This is a genomic window from Vibrio sp. D54 (assembly GCF_021728075.1).
In the GTDB taxonomy this organism is placed as follows: Bacteria; Pseudomonadota; Gammaproteobacteria; order Enterobacterales; family Vibrionaceae; genus Vibrio; species Vibrio alginolyticus.
Genome location: NZ_JAKKCS010000010.1, coordinates 107,897 through 126,980, shown reverse-complemented (window position 1 = coordinate 126,980; position 19,084 = coordinate 107,897). Strand labels below are relative to the sequence as shown.

General features: G+C 45.4%; 15 protein-coding genes. 14 read left to right on the top strand and 1 reads right to left on the bottom strand.

Annotation, left to right across the window (positions count from 1 at the left end; genetic code table 11):
- Window positions 1-57 precede the first annotated feature (57 nt).
- From murE to lpxC, 11 genes are all read left to right on the top strand, one after another.
- Complete coding sequence (gene murE / locus L3V37_RS14670; RefSeq protein ID WP_237306513.1) at window positions 58-1,539, top strand: UDP-N-acetylmuramoyl-L-alanyl-D-glutamate--2,6-diaminopimelate ligase; 1,482 nt, start codon at window positions 58-60, stop codon at window positions 1,537-1,539.
- Entirely contained in the window at window positions 1,536-2,900 is a 1,365-nt protein-coding gene (gene murF, locus L3V37_RS14665) for a UDP-N-acetylmuramoyl-tripeptide--D-alanyl-D-alanine ligase (RefSeq protein ID WP_213909604.1), read from the top strand. The genes murE and murF overlap by 4 nt, the downstream gene beginning before the upstream one ends.
- Window positions 2,900-3,982, top strand: a complete 1,083-nt coding sequence (gene mraY, locus L3V37_RS14660) for a phospho-N-acetylmuramoyl-pentapeptide-transferase (RefSeq protein WP_005372931.1) — start codon at window positions 2,900-2,902, stop codon at window positions 3,980-3,982. Before murF ends, mraY begins: the two co-directional genes overlap by 1 nt.
- A gap of 39 nt (window positions 3,983-4,021) precedes the next feature.
- Entirely contained in the window at window positions 4,022-5,335 is a 1,314-nt protein-coding gene (gene murD / locus L3V37_RS14655; RefSeq protein ID WP_237306512.1) for a UDP-N-acetylmuramoyl-L-alanine--D-glutamate ligase, read from the top strand.
- 18 nt (window positions 5,336-5,353) lie between these two features.
- Window positions 5,354-6,550 (top strand): cell division protein FtsW, encoded by a 1,197-nt coding sequence (gene ftsW, locus L3V37_RS14650; protein ID WP_005372933.1) that lies wholly within the window; start codon window positions 5,354-5,356, stop codon window positions 6,548-6,550.
- Window positions 6,537-7,604 (top strand): undecaprenyldiphospho-muramoylpentapeptide beta-N-acetylglucosaminyltransferase, encoded by a 1,068-nt coding sequence (gene murG, locus L3V37_RS14645; RefSeq protein ID WP_054576662.1) that lies wholly within the window; start codon window positions 6,537-6,539, stop codon window positions 7,602-7,604. Before ftsW ends, murG begins: the two co-directional genes overlap by 14 nt.
- A 23-nt stretch (window positions 7,605-7,627) precedes the next feature.
- On the top strand, window positions 7,628-9,085 hold the full coding sequence (murC, locus tag L3V37_RS14640; protein WP_005387395.1) for a UDP-N-acetylmuramate--L-alanine ligase: 1,458 nt from the start codon (window positions 7,628-7,630) through the stop codon (window positions 9,083-9,085).
- 192 nt (window positions 9,086-9,277) lie between these two features.
- Window positions 9,278-10,060 (top strand): cell division protein FtsQ/DivIB, encoded by a 783-nt coding sequence (locus L3V37_RS14635; RefSeq protein ID WP_005387393.1) that lies wholly within the window; start codon window positions 9,278-9,280, stop codon window positions 10,058-10,060.
- Window positions 10,053-11,315, top strand: coding sequence for a cell division protein FtsA (gene ftsA, locus L3V37_RS14630; RefSeq protein ID WP_005372946.1), 1,263 nt, complete (start codon window positions 10,053-10,055; stop codon window positions 11,313-11,315). Before L3V37_RS14635 ends, ftsA begins: the two co-directional genes overlap by 8 nt.
- Before the next feature lie 30 nt (window positions 11,316-11,345).
- Window positions 11,346-12,584: a cell division protein FtsZ gene (gene ftsZ, locus L3V37_RS14625; RefSeq protein WP_017633617.1), complete on the top strand. Its 1,239-nt coding sequence runs from the start codon at window positions 11,346-11,348 to the stop codon at window positions 12,582-12,584.
- Between the two features lie 101 nt (window positions 12,585-12,685).
- Window positions 12,686-13,603, top strand: a complete 918-nt coding sequence (lpxC, locus tag L3V37_RS14620) for a UDP-3-O-acyl-N-acetylglucosamine deacetylase (RefSeq protein WP_005381871.1) — start codon at window positions 12,686-12,688, stop codon at window positions 13,601-13,603.
- A 113-nt stretch (window positions 13,604-13,716) separates the two neighbouring features.
- Here the strand turns inward: lpxC and L3V37_RS14615 are convergent, their stop codons facing one another.
- Window positions 13,717-14,175 carry a DUF721 domain-containing protein gene (locus L3V37_RS14615; protein WP_033906094.1) on the bottom strand — a complete coding sequence of 153 codons (459 nt, stop codon included), beginning with the start codon at window positions 14,173-14,175 and terminating at the stop codon, window positions 13,717-13,719.
- A 407-nt stretch (window positions 14,176-14,582) separates the two neighbouring features.
- Between L3V37_RS14615 and secA the strand changes: the two genes are divergently transcribed.
- From secA to dapB, 3 genes are all read left to right on the top strand, one after another.
- Window positions 14,583-17,312 carry a preprotein translocase subunit SecA gene (gene secA, locus L3V37_RS14610; RefSeq protein ID WP_047102008.1) on the top strand — a complete coding sequence of 910 codons (2,730 nt, stop codon included), beginning with the start codon at window positions 14,583-14,585 and terminating at the stop codon, window positions 17,310-17,312.
- Window positions 17,313-17,467: 155 nt separating this feature from the next.
- Window positions 17,468-17,866 carry an 8-oxo-dGTP diphosphatase MutT gene (mutT, locus tag L3V37_RS14605; RefSeq protein WP_130544758.1) on the top strand — a complete coding sequence of 133 codons (399 nt, stop codon included), beginning with the start codon at window positions 17,468-17,470 and terminating at the stop codon, window positions 17,864-17,866.
- A 110-nt stretch (window positions 17,867-17,976) separates the two neighbouring features.
- Entirely contained in the window at window positions 17,977-18,786 is an 810-nt protein-coding gene (dapB, locus tag L3V37_RS14600) for a 4-hydroxy-tetrahydrodipicolinate reductase (protein WP_005381860.1), read from the top strand.
- Window positions 18,787-19,084: the final 298 nt, after the last annotated feature.

Genomic DNA, 19,084 nt, shown 5'->3' with positions numbered 1-19,084 from the left:
GTGGTTTACTGAGCAAACAAAATTAAGAAAACCTGAGCCAAAGCTCGGAGAACAAATATGACTAAAGCCATCAGTATGGACGTGCTGCTTTCCCCTTGGGTGGATTGCCCTAGCTTATCGTCCGTTCTTGTTTCTGAATTGGAGCTCGACAGCCGAAGAGTTCAACCTGGAACCACGTTTGTAGCAGTGATTGGCCATGTTGTGGATGGGCGTAAATTCATTGCCTCTGCAATTGAGCAAGGTGCAAATGCAGCCCTGGCGCAAGCCTGCGATGTCAAAACACATGGTACGGTGGAAATCATTGATGATGTTCCCGTCATTTACATTGATAGGTTGGACCAACGTTTATCCGCAATTGCTGGAAAGCTTTATGCTTACCCTGATATGGATTTGATTGGTGTCACTGGCACCAACGGCAAAACCACCATTACCCAGTTAATAGCGCAATGGCTAGAACTGCTTGACCATAAAGCGGCGGTAATGGGAACAACAGGAAATGGTTTCCTCAATAACTTGCAACAAGCTGCGAATACAACGGGGAATGCCGTTGAAATTCAGAAAACGCTCTCCTCTCTCGCAAATCAACAAGCCACATACACCGCGCTAGAAGTATCTTCTCATGGCCTGACGCAAGGTCGTGTCAAAGCACTATCATTTGCGGCGGGCGTGTTTACTAACTTAAGTCGTGACCACTTAGATTATCATGGCACGATGGAAGCGTATGCCAATGCAAAGTTTGGGTTGTTCACGCAACACCAATGTGAACGTGCCATTATCAATGTTGATGATGAAGTCGGTCATCAATGGGCGTCGCAGTTAAGTAATGCGATCGCTGTCTCGCTCAAGCCGTACACTGAATTTGAAAGCGCAATTTGGGCGACGGAAGTCAGTTACGCGGAGTCAGGGATTACTATTAAGTTCGATGGTAAGTTTGGCTCAGGTAAATTGCACGCGCCATTGATTGGTGAGTTTAATGCAACCAACTTAATGCTCGCTTTTGCGACCTTATTAAGCTTAGGTAAAGAGAAACAAGCGTTACTCGAAACCGCGGGTCAACTGCAACCTGTACTCGGCCGAATGGAGTTATTCCAAACTGAGGATCGTGCCAAAGTCGTGGTCGATTATGCCCATACTCCTGATGCTTTAGAAAAAGCGCTGCAAGCTTTACGAGTTCATTGTGAAGGCCAGCTGTGGGCTATTTTTGGCTGTGGTGGCGATCGCGATGCAGGTAAGCGCCCAATGATGGCGGAAATTGCAGAGCGTCTAGGCGACAGAGTGGTGTTGACTGACGATAACCCACGCAGCGAAGACCCGGTTCAGATTGTGAAAGACATGTTAGCTGGGCTGTCAAAACCTGCTGAAGCGATTGTTCAGCATGACCGCTTCAAAGCACTGTCTTATGCCATTGAAAATGCTTCGCCAAACGACATTATCTTGTTAGCAGGGAAGGGCCATGAAGATTATCAGATTCGTAATGGCGAAACGATTCATTACTCCGACCGCGAGTCCGCAATGCAACTTTTAGGATTGACCTCATGATCAAAGTAACGTTATCTCAAATTGCAGACATCACTCGTGGCGAGCGATTCGGCGACGATCTACTTATTGACGCGGTTTCTACTGATACACGAACGATTGATCGTGGGGCTCTATTTGTCGCGTTAGTAGGGGAGCGCTTTGATGCGCACAACTTTTGCCAACAAGCGGTAGATGCAGGTGCCGGTGCTTTACTCGTAGAAAAACGCTTAGATGTGAATGTGCCGCAAATTGTGGTGTCGGATACCAAACTTGCATTGGGTGAGTTTGCTTCTTGGGTGCATCAAGCATGCAAAACACCTACCGTTGCCATCACCGGAAGTTGCGGTAAAACGACCGTAAAAGAAATGGTTGCGAGTATCCTGCAATTGAAAGGCAAAGTGTTATTCACGGCGGGTAACTTCAATAATGATATTGGTGTTCCGTTGACATTATTGCGCTCACAGCAGGATGATGATTATGCCGTGATTGAGCTTGGTGCTAATCATATAGGTGAAATTGCTTACACGACTCAGTTAGTAAAACCAGATATCGCGTTAGTGAACAATGTAGCCGCCGCTCACCTTGAAGGCTTTGGTTCTATCGATGGCGTGAAACAAGCCAAAGGTGAAATCTACCAAGGCCTTTCAGCTGGTGGTATTGCGATTGTTAACCTAGACAGCAATGGTGAAGCCAAGTGGGATGAAGTGTTAGCAGATAAGAAAGTCATTACTTTTTCACAAAGTAATACTGATGCAGACTTCTTCGCTTCTAACATCGTATTGAACGCCGCAGGTGAAGCAAGCTTTGACTTACATATCGCAGCAAGCTCACAAGAAATTGAACTGTCTCTGGGTATTATAGGTCAACACAACGTTGCGAATGCGATCGCTGCTTCTATTATTGCGTTACAAATGGGCGCCACATTAGAAGAGGTTCGCGCTGGCCTTAAACATTTGAACAAAGTGAAAGGTCGCGTCGAGGTTGAAGCGCTGAGCGAAAAGATAAAATTGATTGACGACAGCTACAACGCGAGCGTGCCAGCCATGAAAGCGGCAGTTGATTTATTGGCCGCTTTCCCAGGTCAACGCTGGCTGATTTTAGGTAATATGGCGGAATTGGGCGAGGAAAGTCTTGCACTTCATCGTCAAGTCGGGGAACATGCTGCCCCACAAAAATTTGAACATGTTCTCACATATGGTGCAGACGCCAAGGTGATCAGTGATCTTTGCCAAGGCATTCATTTTGAGACGCACCAAGAGATGATTGAATACATCAAGCAGCATCTAGACCAAGCCGTTCCTGAAAACCATACGATGTTGGTGAAAGGAGCGAACGGTGCACGTATGTTTGAAGTCGCTGCTGCTTTGAAGGAGTATTATTAATGATTATTTGGCTTGCCGAGCTGCTACAGCCATACCTGTCTTTTTTCCGATTGTTTGAATACTTGTCTTTTCGAGCAATCCTAAGCGTATTAACCGCTCTAGGTCTGTCATTATGGATGGGACCAATCATGATCAAGCGTTTGCAAATGCTGCAAATTGGTCAGGTAGTGCGTAACGAAGGTCCTGAATCTCACTTTAGTAAGCGCGGTACCCCAACAATGGGCGGTATCATGATCTTAGCGGCCATCTCAATCACGATTTTGCTTTGGACTGACTTATCCAACCCGTATGTATGGGCGGTCTTGACGGTTTTGCTTGGCTACGGTGCAGTCGGATTTGTTGATGATTATCGTAAAGTGGTACGCAAAAATACCGATGGCTTGATCGCGCGTTGGAAGTACTTCTGGCAGTCGTTGATCGCGTTTGTCGTCGCTTTCGCATTGTATGCTTACGGTAAAGACACAGCAGCAACTCAGCTAGTGGTGCCATTCTTTAAAGACATCATGCCGCAGCTTGGTTTGATGTATATCATTCTGACTTACTTTGTCATTGTAGGTACAAGTAACGCGGTTAACCTGACTGATGGTCTAGACGGTTTGGCAATCATGCCAACGGTTCTTGTTGCAGCAGGCTTCGCGGTTATTGCATGGGCGACCGGTAACGTTAACTTCTCTGAATACCTTCATATACCATACTTACCACATGCTTCTGAGTTAGTTGTCGTATGTACAGCAATCGTAGGTGCAGGCCTTGGTTTCTTGTGGTTTAACACTTACCCAGCACAAGTGTTCATGGGCGATGTAGGTTCACTAGCGCTTGGCGGTGCATTGGGCACCATTGCTGTTCTAGTTCGTCAAGAGTTGGTGTTAGTGATCATGGGTGGCGTATTTGTAATGGAAACGCTATCAGTCATCCTGCAGGTAGGTTCTTACAAATTACGTGGTCAGCGCATTTTCCGTATGGCACCAATTCACCACCACTACGAATTGAAAGGTTGGCCAGAACCTCGCGTAATCGTGCGCTTCTGGATTATTTCTATGGTTCTTGTTCTGATTGGTCTTGCGACATTGAAAGTGCGTTAATCGCACTTTCCAAGAATAAGATTTACAGTGTGATCAAATATGGAACGTTGGCAAAACATACATAGTGTTGTCGTCGTAGGGCTCGGTATTACCGGGCTCTCTGTCGTTAAACACCTAAGAAAAAATCAGCCACAACTTGTGGTCAAAGTCATTGATACTCGTGTAAACCCTCCAGGTGCAGAGCGCTTGCCGGAAAGTGTTCAACTGCATAGTGGTGGTTGGAATACAGACTGGCTTTCTGACGCGGATCTTATCGTGACCAACCCTGGTATTGCGCTAGCGACACCAGAGATCCAAGCCGTATTAGCAAAAGGTACGGCAGTAGTAGGTGATATCGAGCTATTCGCTTGGGCGGTGCAGAAACCCGTAATCGCGATTACGGGCTCAAACGGTAAGAGCACAGTAACCGACCTCACAGGTGTGATGGCTAAGGCTGCAGGTTTGGATGTTGGCGTTGGTGGTAACATCGGTGTGCCTGCACTGGATTTGTTAGAACAAGACGCAGACCTATATGTACTCGAACTCTCGAGCTTCCAGTTAGAAACGACGTCAAGCTTAAAGCTCAAAGCCGCTGCGTTTCTGAATCTTTCTGAAGATCATATGGATCGTTATCAAGGCATGTCTGACTATCGACAAGCCAAGTTGCGTATTTTTAACCATGCTGCTCTTGCGGTCGTGAACCGTGATGATCAAGACACCTTCCCAGACGCAGAGATGCCATTGGTGACATTTGGCAGCGACAATCAGGACTTTGGTCTCGAGGTGGATGGCAACCGTACTTGGCTGCTCGATCACGGTCAACGAGTTGTCGCAAGTGATGAGCTTAAGTTGGTTGGTAAGCACAACTTATCTAACGCTCTGGTTGCTTTAGCGCTATTAAAAGCTGCGGACGTAAACTATCACAAAGCATTGAATGCACTTAAAAATTACACGGGACTGACACACCGATGCCAGGTGGTTGCGGATAATCAAGGCGTCAAATGGGTGAATGACTCTAAAGCAACTAATATTGCCAGCACTATGGCTGCGCTATCTGGTTTGGAATCGACAGGCAAGCTCTACTTACTCGTTGGTGGTGTTGGCAAAGGTGCTGACTTCTCGCCATTAAAACCGATCTTCGCGACGCTTAACTTGCAACTGTGTTGCTTTGGCGCTGATGGCGATGAATTTATGCCACTGCATGAATCTGCAATACGTTTCGACACTATGGAAGATGTGATTCAACAAGTATCTTCGCAGTTAAAACCAGGTGATATGGTGATGCTGTCTCCTGCATGTGCTAGCTTTGATCAATTCGACAACTTTATGGCAAGAGGTGATGCTTTCGCTGCTCTTGCTCAGAAATATGCATAATTAAAGGTTACACACTTCGTGGGTTTAGGTAACGTTAAACGCAGTATTGGCAATTGGCTCAAGCATCCAGCCCCAGAGGCGATGTTTGATCGTCAGTTAGTGTGGATTGCACTGGGTTTGATGTTGACTGGTTTGGTCATGGTAACCTCTGCATCATTTCCAATCAGCTCTCGATTAACGGAACAGCCGTTCCACTTTATGTTTCGTCATGCGACGTTTCTCGTGCTGGCGTTAGGGACCTCCGCTGTTATTTTGCAAGTGCCTTTGCAAGAGTGGTTTAAGAAGAGCCATTACTTACTTTGGGCTTCTTTCGCACTGTTGATCATCGTGCTCTTGGCGGGTAAGTCGGTTAATGGTGCGTCTCGTTGGATTCCCCTCGGGCTGTTTAACCTTCAGCCAGCGGAGGTCGCGAAGCTATCGCTGTTTATCTTCATGTCTGGTTACTTAGTTCGAAAGCAAGACGAAGTACGACAAACGTTCTTTGGTGGCTTTATGAAGCCAATCATGGTGTTTGCCTTCTTCGCAGTATTACTACTTGGTCAGCCAGACTTGGGGACGGTGGTCGTGATGCTGGTCACGCTGTTTGGCATGCTTTTTATCGCAGGTGCAAAACTAACCCAGTTTCTCGCTTTAATGGTGGCAGGTATCGGCGCTGTGGTAGGTTTGATTCTCGTCGAGCCATACCGTATGCGACGTGTAACCTCCTTCCTTGACCCGTGGGAAGATCCATTTGGCAGTGGCTATCAGTTGACTCAGTCTTTGATGGCGTTTGGTCGTGGTGAATGGTTCGGTCAAGGTCTCGGTAACTCAATTCAAAAACTGGAATATCTACCGGAAGCGCATACCGACTTTGTGTTTGCCGTACTTGCTGAAGAGCTTGGTTTCGTAGGCGTAGTGCTGGTCTTAATGCTGATTTTTAGCTTGGTGCTAAAAGCGGTTTACATCGGCAAGCGTGCATTTGAAGAAGGCGAAATGTTCGGAGGTTATCTGGCTTTCGGAATTGGTATTTGGTTTGCGTTTCAAACCTTGGTTAATGTTGGAGCCGCCGCCGGTATTGTTCCAACTAAAGGTTTAACACTTCCACTCATCAGTTATGGTGGTTCTAGTCTAATAATTATGTCCGTCGCAGTGTCCATATTACTGCGTATCGATTACGAATGCCGCTTGAAACGCGAGCAACAACAATCAGAACAACAAGCTAATGAAACAAAATAAACGTTTGATGGTGATGGCTGGTGGTACTGGCGGTCACGTATTCCCAGGTTTGGCGGTAGCAAAACAGCTTCAAGAGCAAGGTTGGGAGATCCGTTGGTTAGGTACGGCGGATCGAATGGAAGCGGATTTGGTGCCAAAACATGGCATTGAAATCGACTTTATCAAAGTGAAAGGGTTACGAGGTCAAGGCGTTAAACGTCTTCTTGCAGCTCCATTTCAAATTATCAATGCCATTATGCAGGCTCGTGGTCACATGAAACGCTGGCAGCCAGACGCAGTGCTTGGTATGGGCGGTTATGTTAGCGGCCCGGGTGGTATTGCCGCTTGGATGAGTGGTATTCCTGTTGTTCTGCATGAACAAAATGCAGTAGCAGGTTTAACGAACCAATGGTTATCGAAAATCGCTAAGAAGGTTTTTCAGGCTTTCCCAGGCGCTTTTCCAAATGCCGAAGTGGTTGGGAACCCAGTTCGTGAAGACGTGACTCAATTAGCAGCGCCAACTGAGCGCATGCAAGAGCGCCAAGGTCCAATTCGCATTTTGGTGATGGGTGGCAGCCAAGGCGCACGTATTCTTAACCAAACTCTGCCAGAAGTGATGTCGAAATTGGGCGAAGATTACTGTATTCGTCATCAAGCGGGTAAAGGTTCTGCCGAAGAAGTGAACGCAGCATACCTAGCTAATGGTGTGGTAAAGGCAGAAGTAATGGAATTCATTGATGACGTTGCAGAAGCTTACGCATGGACTGACCTTTTAGTTTGTCGCTCTGGAGCGTTAACTGTTTCTGAAGTCTCGGCGGCAGGTGTAGGCGCTATTTTTGTTCCATTCATGCACAAAGACCGCCAGCAAGCACTTAATGCAGACCACTTGGTGGATTGCGGCGCGGCGAAAATGATTGAACAACCAGATTTAACCGTTGAGTCTCTGACTCAGCAGATCCAACAATTGGATCGCCAAGCTTTACTTACAATGGCTGAGCAAGCGCGTGGCGCTGCAAAATTGAATGCTGACCGAGTTGTCGCACAAGCCATTGTCGCTTTGACCGAAAAGCGTTAACCGAATTATTGAGAATAGAATTGATGACAATCCAACATACACAAGACTTAGCTCAGATTCGCGCAATGGTGCCAGAGATGCGCCGCGTGAAATCCATCCACTTCATCGGTATTGGTGGTGCGGGCATGAGCGGCATTGCAGAAGTGCTGTTGAACGAAGGCTACCAAATCACAGGTTCTGATCTATCAGAGAACGCTGTGACAGAGCGTTTGGTATCAAAAGGTGCGACGGTATTTATCGGTCATCAAGCCAGTAATGTAGAAAAAGCCAGTGTGGTTGTTGTGTCAACGGCGATCAACGAAGAAAACCCAGAAGTGATGGCGGCACGTGAATTACGCATCCCTATTGTACGCCGCGCAGAGATGTTGGCTGAATTGATGCGATTCCGTCACGGTATTGCCGTTGCGGGTACACACGGTAAAACCACGACGACCGCTCTTGTTACTCAAATCTATTCTGAAGCCGGTCTTGATCCAACGTTTGTGAATGGCGGTTTGGTGAAAAGCGCAGGTACAAATGCGCGTCTAGGCTCGAGTCGTATTCTAATTGCAGAGGCAGATGAAAGTGACGCGTCATTCCTGCACTTGCAACCAATGGTGAGCATTGTTACCAATATCGAAGCCGATCATATGGATACCTATGGTGGTGACTTTGAAACCTTAAAGCAAACCTTCATCGACTTCCTTCATAATCTACCGTTTTACGGCCAAGCAATTGTTTGCATTGACGATCCTGTGGTTCGAGAGTTAATCCCACGTATTAGTCGTCAAGTGATAACTTACGGTTTTTCTGAAGATGCCGACGTACGTATTGAAGATTATCGTCAAGAGGGGCAGCAAGGCAAATTTACGGTAGTACGTAAAGGGCGAGCTAACTTAGATATCACGCTGAATATTCCAGGTCGTCACAATGCATTGAATGCGTCTGCTGCGATTGCGGTTGCTACTGAAGATGACATTGAAGACGATGCGATCCTAAAGGCAATGGCTGGTACGCAAGGTACGGGAAGACGTTTTGATCACCTTGGCGAGTTTGATACTGGCAACGGCCATGCAATGCTTGTTGATGATTACGGCCATCATCCCACAGAAGTGGATGTAACCATTAATGCAGCACGCAGTGGTTGGCAAGACAAGCGTTTGGTGATGATTTTCCAACCGCACCGTTATAGCCGTACTCGTGATTTATACGATGATTTCGCGAATGTGCTTGAACAGGTAGATGTATTGATCATGCTGGATGTTTACGCAGCGGGTGAAAAGCCGATTGCAGGGGCTGATGGGCGCGCTTTATGTCGCACAATTCGCAGCCGAGGCAAGGTAGATCCGATTTTTGTTCCAGAAATCGAGCAATTACCTTCAGTTTTAGCTAACGTTATACAAGACGGCGACCTAATCTTAACGCAAGGTGCGGGTGATATTGGTAAAGTGGCGAAACAGCTGGCAGGTCTTAAATTGAATATAAACAAGATGCTTGGCTGACACATATTGTTGACGCGAAGGACAGATAAAGACTCAGATCTCGATTTTGCGTCAATATCATTGTGATTTATTGCTATCAGTGTTTGATAGTTTACAAGAGCTCAGTATAATCCCAAGGTTAAAGTCAAGACTTTTACCTCTGCGTAATTATATGGGTAAAAAGTACACGACAAAAGTCAGGAAACGAAGACGTTGTTGAATATTGCACTGAATGACGAGCGACCAAACACGGGTAACAACCGTGGTCGCCAAGAAAAAATCTTGGGTGCGTTATTTTTCGTTGTGGTTGTGACTTTAATTAGTTCTGTTTTGTACGCGGCGATCAGTTGGATGTGGGATGACCAAAGGTTACCTCTCTCCAAAATAGTACTTCAGGGGAAACTGGAGTATGTCCAAGCTGACGATGTGCAGGCTGCATTTAGTCGAATTGATCACATCGGTACATTTATGTCTCAGGATATTGATGTATTACAGCAAAGTGTCGAAGCTCTGCCATGGGTAGCGCATGCCGCAATCCGAAAGCAGTGGCCGGATACAGTAAAAGTTTTTTTGACGGAGCATCAACCAGAAGCCATTTGGAATGGCAACGAACTGTTAGATAAAAACGGGTTCGTTTTTGATGGAGATGTTGCTCTGTTGCAAGAAGAAAAAGTGAAGCTGTACGGACCCAAAGATAGCGGGCCGGAAGTCTTACAGACTTACCGTGATTTGAGTCCTAAGTTTCAGCAATTGGGTTTAGCGATATCGTCTCTGGTATTAAACGAGCGACGAGCTTGGCAAATCATCCTTGATAACGGTATTCGATTAGAGCTCGGTAAAGAGTCTCTTCTTGAGCGTATAGAGCGCTTTTTTAAGCTCTATAACAAGCTTGGCAGTGACACGCAAAGAATCAGTTATATCGATCTTAGGTACGATACAGGAGCCGCAGTTGGTTGGTTCCCTGAACAAGAGTTAGAAGAGAGTACAGATGACTAAGGCCGCTGATGACAACATTATTGTTGGTCTTGATATAGGCACTGCAACCGTATCGGCTCTAGTGGGTGAGGTTTTACCAGACGGTCAAATTAATATTATTGGCGCAGGTAGTAGCCCCTCACGCGGCATGGATAAAGGTGGCGTGAATGATTTGGAGTCGGTTGTAAAATCAGTACAACGTGCAATTGATCAAGCTGAATTAATGGCAGAGTGCCAGATCAGCCGAGTCTTCATTTCGTTGTCTGGTAAGCATATCGCAAGCCGAATTGAAAAAGGTATGGGCACGATTTCTGATGAAGAGGTGTCTCAAGAAGACATGGATCGCGCTATCCATACCGCAAAATCGATTAAAATCGGTGATGAACAGCGAATTCTTCATGTGATCCCGCAAGAGTTCACCATTGATTACCAAGAGGGAATCAAAAATCCGCTTGGTTTATCTGGGGTAAGAATGGAAGTGAGTGTCCACCTTATCTCATGCCATAATGACATGGCACGCAACATTATTAAGGCGGTAGAACGCTGCGGCCTTAAAGTAGAACAACTCGTATTTTCTGGGCTTGCTGCTAGTAATGCAGTAATCACCGAGGATGAAAGAGAGCTTGGAGTTTGTGTGGTTGATATTGGCGCCGGCACGATGGATGTGGCCATCTGGACTGGCGGTGCGTTACGTCACACAGAAGTATTTTCGTACGCAGGAAATGCTGTAACCAGTGATATTGCTTTTGCTTTTGGCACGCCAGTGAGCGATGCTGAAGAAATAAAAGTCAAATATGGCTGTGCTTTGAGTGAACTGGTCAGTAAGGATGACACGGTTAATGTACCAAGCGTAGGTGGACGACCATCACGTAGCCTGCAACGTCAAACGTTGTCAGAAGTGATTGAGCCACGCTACTCTGAGCTTATGGGACTGGTTAACCAAACTATCGACTCTGTACAAGCAAAATTGCGCGAAGAGGGTATCAAGCACCATCTGGCTGCGGGAGTTGTACTCACCGGCGGTGCTGCGCAAATGGACGGAGTGGTAGAATGTGCGGAACGCGTATTCCGCAATCAAGTAAGGGTCGGCAAACCGCTCGAAGTCAGCGGATTAACTGACTATGTAAAAGAGCCGTACCATTCTACGGCAGTTGGATTACTTCATTACGCAAGAGACATGCAGTCTAGCGACGATAGCGATTATAATGAACCTAAACGCTCATCTGTAACTGGCTTTTTCGATAAATTGCGTAACTGGATACAAAAAGAGTTTTAACCTGAGTTGCAGGATAAACGGAGACAACACATGTTTGAACCGATGATGGAAATGTCTGACGATGCAGTAATCAAGGTCGTTGGGGTTGGTGGCGGCGGTGGTAACGCCGTTGAACACATGGTGCGTGAATCCATCGAAGGTGTGGAATTCATCAGCGTCAACACTGATGCGCAAGCACTTCGTAAGACAAGCGTTGGCAATGTTATTCAGATCGGTGGTGATATCACTAAAGGTCTGGGTGCAGGTGCTAATCCACAGGTTGGCCGTGACGCAGCTCTCGAAGACAGAGATCGAATTAAAGATTCCCTGACTGGCGCCGATATGGTGTTTATCGCAGCTGGTATGGGTGGCGGTACCGGTACTGGTGCAGCGCCTGTTATTGCTGAAGTGGCTAAAGAGCTTGGCATTCTAACAGTAGCGGTAGTAACTAAACCGTTTAGTTTTGAAGGTAAAAAGCGTTTGGCATTTGCTGAGCAAGGTATCGATGAGCTCTCTAAGCATGTTGACTCTTTGATCACGATTCCAAACGAAAAGCTACTTAAAGTACTTGGTCGTGGTGTAACACTGCTAGAAGCTTTTGCAAGCGCTAACGATGTTCTTAAGAATGCCGTTCAAGGTATTGCTGAGCTAATTACTCGCCCTGGCATGATCAACGTCGACTTTGCGGACGTAAGAACTGTAATGTCTGAAATGGGTCACGCAATGATGGGTAGCGGCATCGCCAAAGGTGAAGACCGTGCTGAAGAAGCGGCTGAAATGGCAATTTCTAGCCCACTTCTGGAAGACATCGATCTAGCGGGCGCTCGTGGTGTTCTTGTCAATATTACTGCTGGTCTGGATATGCGTCTTGACGAGTTTGAGACGGTTGGTAATACAGTGAAGGCATTCGCTTCTGACAATGCGACTGTTGTTATCGGTACTTCTCTAGACCCTGATATGACTGACGAAATTCGCGTAACAGTTGTAGCGACAGGTATTGGTAATGAGAAAAAGCCAGATATCACGCTAGTTGCGGGTGGTAAAGCTAAAGTGGCACCGACGCCGCAAGCTCAACCACAGCAACAAGCAGCGGCAACGCAAGCTGAAGAAAAACCGGCACAGACCTTGCAAAATAATCAAGTGCAAGAGAAGCCACAGGTAACTCCTCAGCCGACAAACACTGCTCCTTCTTCTCCAGCTTCGTCGAGCCAAAGTTCTGCGGCTCCAAAGCAAGAAAAGGAAAGTGGTTATTTAGATATACCGGCATTTTTGCGTCGTCAGGCTGATTAATCTTTAACCCATAAATTTGACATGGCTCAAAATTATGGTAGCATTCACGGTCGACGTTACAGACGGCCGTGTTTTGTAGCAAATTTTTGAGAGGCAAGCAGATGATCAGACAACGTACTCTGAAAGAAATAGTGAAAACAACTGGTGTGGGTCTCCACTCTGGTCGTAAAGTCACACTTACTCTGCGCCCGGCTGCTGCAAATACAGGTATCATTTACCGTCGTACAGATGTAAATCCACCTGTAGATTTTCCAGCTGATCCAGCTTCGGTTCGTGACACTATGCTTTGTACTGCATTGGTAAACGATGAAGGTGTGCGTATTTCAACGGTTGAGCACTTGAATGCAGCACTTGCTGGTATGGGCATCGATAACATTGTTGTCGAAGTAGACGCACCTGAAATTCCGATCATGGATGGTAGTGCAAGCCCATTTGTATACTTGCTACAACAAGCAGGTATCGAAACGCAAAATGCGCCAAAACGCTTCATCCGTATCAAAAAGCCAGTTCGTTTTGAAGATGGTGATAAATGGGCAGAATTTGTACCATTTAACGGCTTCCGTATGGACTTTGAAATTGAGTTTAATCACCCAGCGATTGAATCAGACGAGCAACGTTTGCTGTTTGATTTCTCGTCAAAAGGCTTTGTTCGTGAGATTTCTCGAGCACGTACGTTTGGCTTTATGCGTGATATCGAATATCTACAATCTCAAAACCTAGTTTTGGGTGGTAGTTTTGACAATGCTATCGTTTTGGATGATTACCGTATTCTTAATGAAGAAGGTCTACGCTTTGAAAATGAGTTTGTGACTCACAAAGTGTTGGATGCGATTGGTGACCTTTACATGTGTGGCCACCCAATCATTGGTGAATTCCGTGCCTTTAAATCTGGCCACGGTTTAAATAACCAACTGTTACGTGCTGTTCTTGCAGATCAGGAAGCGTGGGAGTGGACTACATTCGAAGAAGAAGTCGGCTCACCAGTAGCATTCGCAGAACCAAATATGGTGCTTGCGTAAATACTTGGCATTAGAATTAATAAAAAACCAGGCTTATGCCTGGTTTTTTGCTATTTGGCTTTAATCCTGGATTTATCAATAACATTCAAGCTTTCAGCATATTGAAATAACGTTCACTTACGATCTTCCTTTTCTGCCATATCGGCTAATCGTTTTAAACGCTCTTGAATTTTCGGTGGCGCCATGTCGGCAATCGTCATTAATGACTTTGCTGCAGATTCGGTTAGTGGTGGACGCTTAGGTCTGTCGTCTTGTTGAAAGCGGTTTCTATATAGTGAAGGATTGATCCTCACTTCAACGCTCATCAGCTTGGCAAAGCCTTGAGTACGAAGTTTATTTAGGATCATGAGGCGATCGTAATCGATCTTCATTTTGATCGCGGCACTGGAGACATCGATCAATAGATGGCCGTTACGAACATTCGCTACTCGACAATGATCGGCTGTCCCCGTGGGTAAGACCTCTTGCAAAGCTTGGTTAAGCTGTAAGATTTCTCCAGCATGTTCTTGAATCTGCTTGAACTGTGACTCAGCAATAACATCTTCAGTCGAGGTTGGACGGTGATCACGCATAGGTAAAATCTGATTTTGTTGAGATATAGCTATTCTAGAGCAGCTTTCTATTAAGGTATAGTTTACATTAACGTCTTTAGCTTCAGTTTTACAATGTAGCAAGGTAAAAAGCAAAGTTTGTTCTGAATGGATTACACATATTGCGATGTGCAATATCGGCTAATCAGTCACCACTTTAAGTAAAAACTTCAGAGTGCTTCAAACAAATACGTCTATTTATGGTTGTATCGATTAAAAATCCTTACACTAAGCCACATTGTTTCAAAACTTAGCCTTGAAATATGGATGTTTGAACTCAATATCTTTGATAAATGATTTATCTCAGTATTCTTAGTTCCAAACTGGCAGAGACTGAAGGCATTATGAGTAGATCGGGAACGGTCTGAATAAAGAGAGATTCACGAAAAATGATAACTAAGCTACTGACAAAAGTGATTGGCAGTCGCAACGACCGAACACTGCGCCGCCTTAGAAAAATTGTAAAAGAAATTAATAACTATGAGCCAACATTCGAGGCTCTAAGTGACGAAGAGTTAAAAGCAAAGACGGTTGAATTCCGTGAGCGCCTAGAGAAGGGTGAAACTCTTGATAAACTACTTCCAGAAGCTTTTGCTACGGTTCGTGAAGCATCTAAGCGTGTCTACGGTATGCGCCACTTCGACGTCCAGCTTATCGGTGGTATGGTTCTAAATGCGGGTCAAATCGCTGAAATGCGTACGGGTGAAGGTAAAACGCTGACGGCAACGCTTCCAGCTTACTTAAATGCTCTTGCTGGTAAAGGCGTTCACATCGTAACAGTGAACGATTATCTAGCTAAACGTGATGCTGAGACGAACCGCCCTCTATTTGAATTTTTAGGTATGACCGTTGGCGTAAACGTGCCAAACATGCCTCCTCAAGAGAAAAAAGAAGCGTACCAAGCTGACATTCTATACGGAACCAACAATGAATTTGGTTTTGACTACCTTCGTGACAATATGGCTTTCCGTAGCGAAGACCGTGTACAGCGTGATCGCTTCTTTGCAGTTGTCGATGAGGTGGACTCAATCCTAATTGATGAAGCTCGTACTCCTTTGATCATTTCTGGTCCTGCTGAAGATAGCTCTGAGCTATACACCCGAATCAACCTTTTGATCCCGCATCTTAAAAAGCAAGATAAAGAAGACTCTGAAGAATATCGTGGTGATGGTCACTACACTGTTGATGAGAAATCAAAGCAAGTATACCTCACAGAAACGGGCCAAGAGTACGTTGAAGAACTGTTGGTGAAAAATGGTCTTATGGAAGAGGGTGACACACTTTACTCTCCGACTAACATCAGCATGTTACATCACGTGAATGCCGCTTTGCGTGCTCATGTGTTGTTTGAGCGCAACGTTGATTACATCGTTACTGACGAAGGTGAAGTAGTAATTGTTGATGAACATACTGGTCGTACAATGCCAGGTCGTCGTTGGTCTGAAGGTCTTCACCAAGCAGTAGAAGCGAAAGAAGGCGTTAAGATTCAAAACGAAAACCAAACTTTGGCTTCGATTACCTTCCAGAACTACTTCCGCTTATACGAAAAACTGTCTGGTATGACAGGTACTGCGGATACTGAAGCGTTTGAGTTCCAATCTATTTATGGCTTGGAAACTGTTGTTATCCCAACCAACAAACCTATGATTCGTAACGATATGCCGGATGTGGTGTACCGTACCGAAGCTGAGAAGTTTGCGGCAATCATTGAAGATATCAAAGAGCGCGTTGCGAAAGGTCAGCCAACATTGGTTGGTACCGTATCGATTGAAAAATCAGAACTTCTTTCTAACGCATTGAAGAAGGCTAAGATCAAACACAACGTATTGAATGCAAAATTCCATGAGAAGGAAGCGGAAATTGTCGCTGAAGCGGGTATGCCTGGTGCGGTAACTATCGCGACCAACATGGCCGGTCGTGGTACGGATATTGTGCTTGGCGGTAGTTGGCAATCAAAAGTGGAAGCTTTGGAGAACCCAACTCAAGAACAAATCGATGCGATTAAAGCAGAGTGGAAAGTGGTACATGATCAAGTACTAGATGCTGGTGGTCTACACATCATTGGTACTGAGCGCCACGAATCTCGCCGTATTGATAACCAGCTACGTGGTCGTTCTGGTCGTCAAGGAGATGCAGGTTCATCTCGCTTCTACCTATCTATGGAAGACTCTTTGTTACGTATTTTCACTTCTGATCGTATGGCGAGCCTTATCCAAAGTGGTATGGAAGAAGGTGAAGCAATTGAATCGAAAATGCTTTCTCGCTCAATTGAAAAAGCACAGCGTAAAGTGGAAGGTCGTAACTTTGATATCCGTAAGCAGCTACTAGAATACGATGATGTGGCGAACGATCAGCGTAAGGTTGTCTACGAGCTGCGCGACGAATTGATGAACGTTGAAGACATCAGCGGTATGATCGAGCAAAACCGTGAAGATGTGCTAACAGCGGTTATTGATGAGTACATCCCGCCACAATCACTAGAAGATATGTGGGACGTTGAAGGTCTACAAGAGCGCTTGAAAGCAGACTTCGATCTTGATGCGCCAGTGAAGCAATGGCTTGAAGAAGACGATAAGCTTTACGAAGAGGCGCTACGCGAGAAGATCATCAATCTAGCCGTTGAAGTGTACAAAGAGAAAGAGGAAGTGGTGGGTGCGCAAGTACTTCGTAACTTCGAGAAATCGGTTATGCTTCAAACTCTGGATACTCTTTGGAAAGAGCACTTGGCAGCAATGGATCACTTGCGTCAGGGTATTCACTTACGCGGCTATGCGCAGAAGAACCCGAAACAGGAATACAAGCGTGAATCGTTTGAACTGTTTGAAGGTCTACTAGAAGCGCTGAAAACTGATGTGATTACTGTTCTATCTCGCGTTCGAGTTCAGCAACAAGAAGAAGTTGAACGTATGGAAGAGCAACGTCGTGCGCAAGCTGAAGAGGCCGCTCGTCGTGCTCAAGCGCAACACGCAGCAGCACAAAACCCTCTTTCTGAAGGTGAAGAATCTGAAGAAGGTTCAAGTCAGCCAATGGTACGTGATGAACGTAAAGTAGGTCGCAATGAGCCTTGCCCTTGTGGTAGTGGTAAGAAGTATAAACAGTGCCACGGCAAAATCGACTAACGTATTAGTCAGATAATTTTTTAAAGAGTCGCCTAGGCGGCTCTTTTTTTAAGCAAATTCTGTGGCTGTCGAATTTCATAAGTTTTGATAGCATCGGATAGTTTTAGAGATTCAAAGACCGTTGAAGTGTAACGGCTTGAGAGTTAGGAACCCCTATGAAAAGAATTCACATAGTCGCGGCTATTATTTTTAACCAAGACAAATCAAAAATTTTTATTACAAAGCGTCCAGACGACAAGCATAAAGGCGGGTTTTGGGAGTTTCCCGGCGGGAAAGTCGAGTTAGGAGAAAGTATTGAACATGCTCTAGCAAGAGAACTTGAAGAAGAAGTAGGAATTGAAGTTACTGAGCAAACCCTTTTCGAGCATTTGGAATATGACTATCCAGACAAATCACTTAAGTTTGATTTTATTACGGTATCTAAGTTCAGTAATGAGCCTTACGGCCGAGAAGGTCAAGAAGGTCGCTGGGTTGAGATAAGAGAATTGGGTAACTATGCCTTTCCTGAAGCGAACGTGCCTATCTTGGAGCGTGTCGTAAAAGAGTTCGCTTAAGCCTGATGAACTTGCTTGTGGTAACCACGGTATGTTGTTAGTTTAAACAGATTAAGCGAAACGAGAGAACGAGAGCAAACCTCGTTATCCAGAGAAGGAGAGAAAGCGCAATGGTTCGTATTGCAATCGCAGGAGCAGCAGGCCGAATGGGCCGTAATTTGGTTAAAGCTTCACACCTTAACCCAGAGGCGACAGTGAGCGCGGGATCAGAACGACCTGAGTCCTCACTTGTCGGTGTCGATATCGGTGAACTTTGTGGTGAAGGCAAATTCGATGTGTTCTTAACGGATGATCTTGCTAAAGACGTCGATAATTTTGATGTAATCATCGATTTTACTGCCCCAGTAAGTACGTTGGCGAATCTCGAACTGTGTAAGAAGCATGGAAAGAGTATTGTGATTGGGACGACTGGTTTCAGTGATGCAGAGCGTGAACTGATTGACGAAGCCGCTAAGCAAGTGCCTGTTGTCATGGCTCCTAACTACTCTGTTGGTGTGAACCTCGTATTTAAGCTTCTTGAGAAAGCAGCCAAAGTGATGGGCGACTACTGTGATGTTGAGATTGTCGAAGCACATCATCGTCATAAAGTTGATGCTCCTTCTGGTACCGCTATCGGGATGGGCGAAGCCATTGCTGGTGCGATGGGCAACAAGCTGAATGATGTAGCTGTCTATGCGCGAGAAGGTATCACAGGTGAACGTACTAAAGATGAGATCGGCTTTGCTACAATTCGCGCTGGCGATATTGTCGGTGAGCACACAGCCATGTTTGCTGATATTGGGGAACGAGTGGAGATAACGCACAAAGCGACCGATCGTATGACGTTTGCTAATGGCGCCGTCAAGGCCGCTGTTTGGTTGAGTGCCAAACCAGCGGGCTTTTATACCATGACAGATGTTTTGGGATTGAATGAACTCTAAATACATAATTATTCGCCGGCGGTAGCCGGCTTTTTTATATCTATAGAATTATTTGTAAATGAAATGATTCTAACAGAAAGTATTTTGGTGCTTACTTTTGTTGTTGTTTTGGTTGTTTTGTGGTTTTTTTTGGTTTTGATGTCTAAAAACTAATGTCTTTTTTGTCGGGTGAACGTTTGCGTGAAAAACTCATACTTTTTTGTGATCTCTAAAAAGTTCAAATTTGTAAAATTCATTAAACCTCTATGCCTCTCTATGTAATAGCATGTAAAAGTTATCTTTTTGGGCCTTACTGATT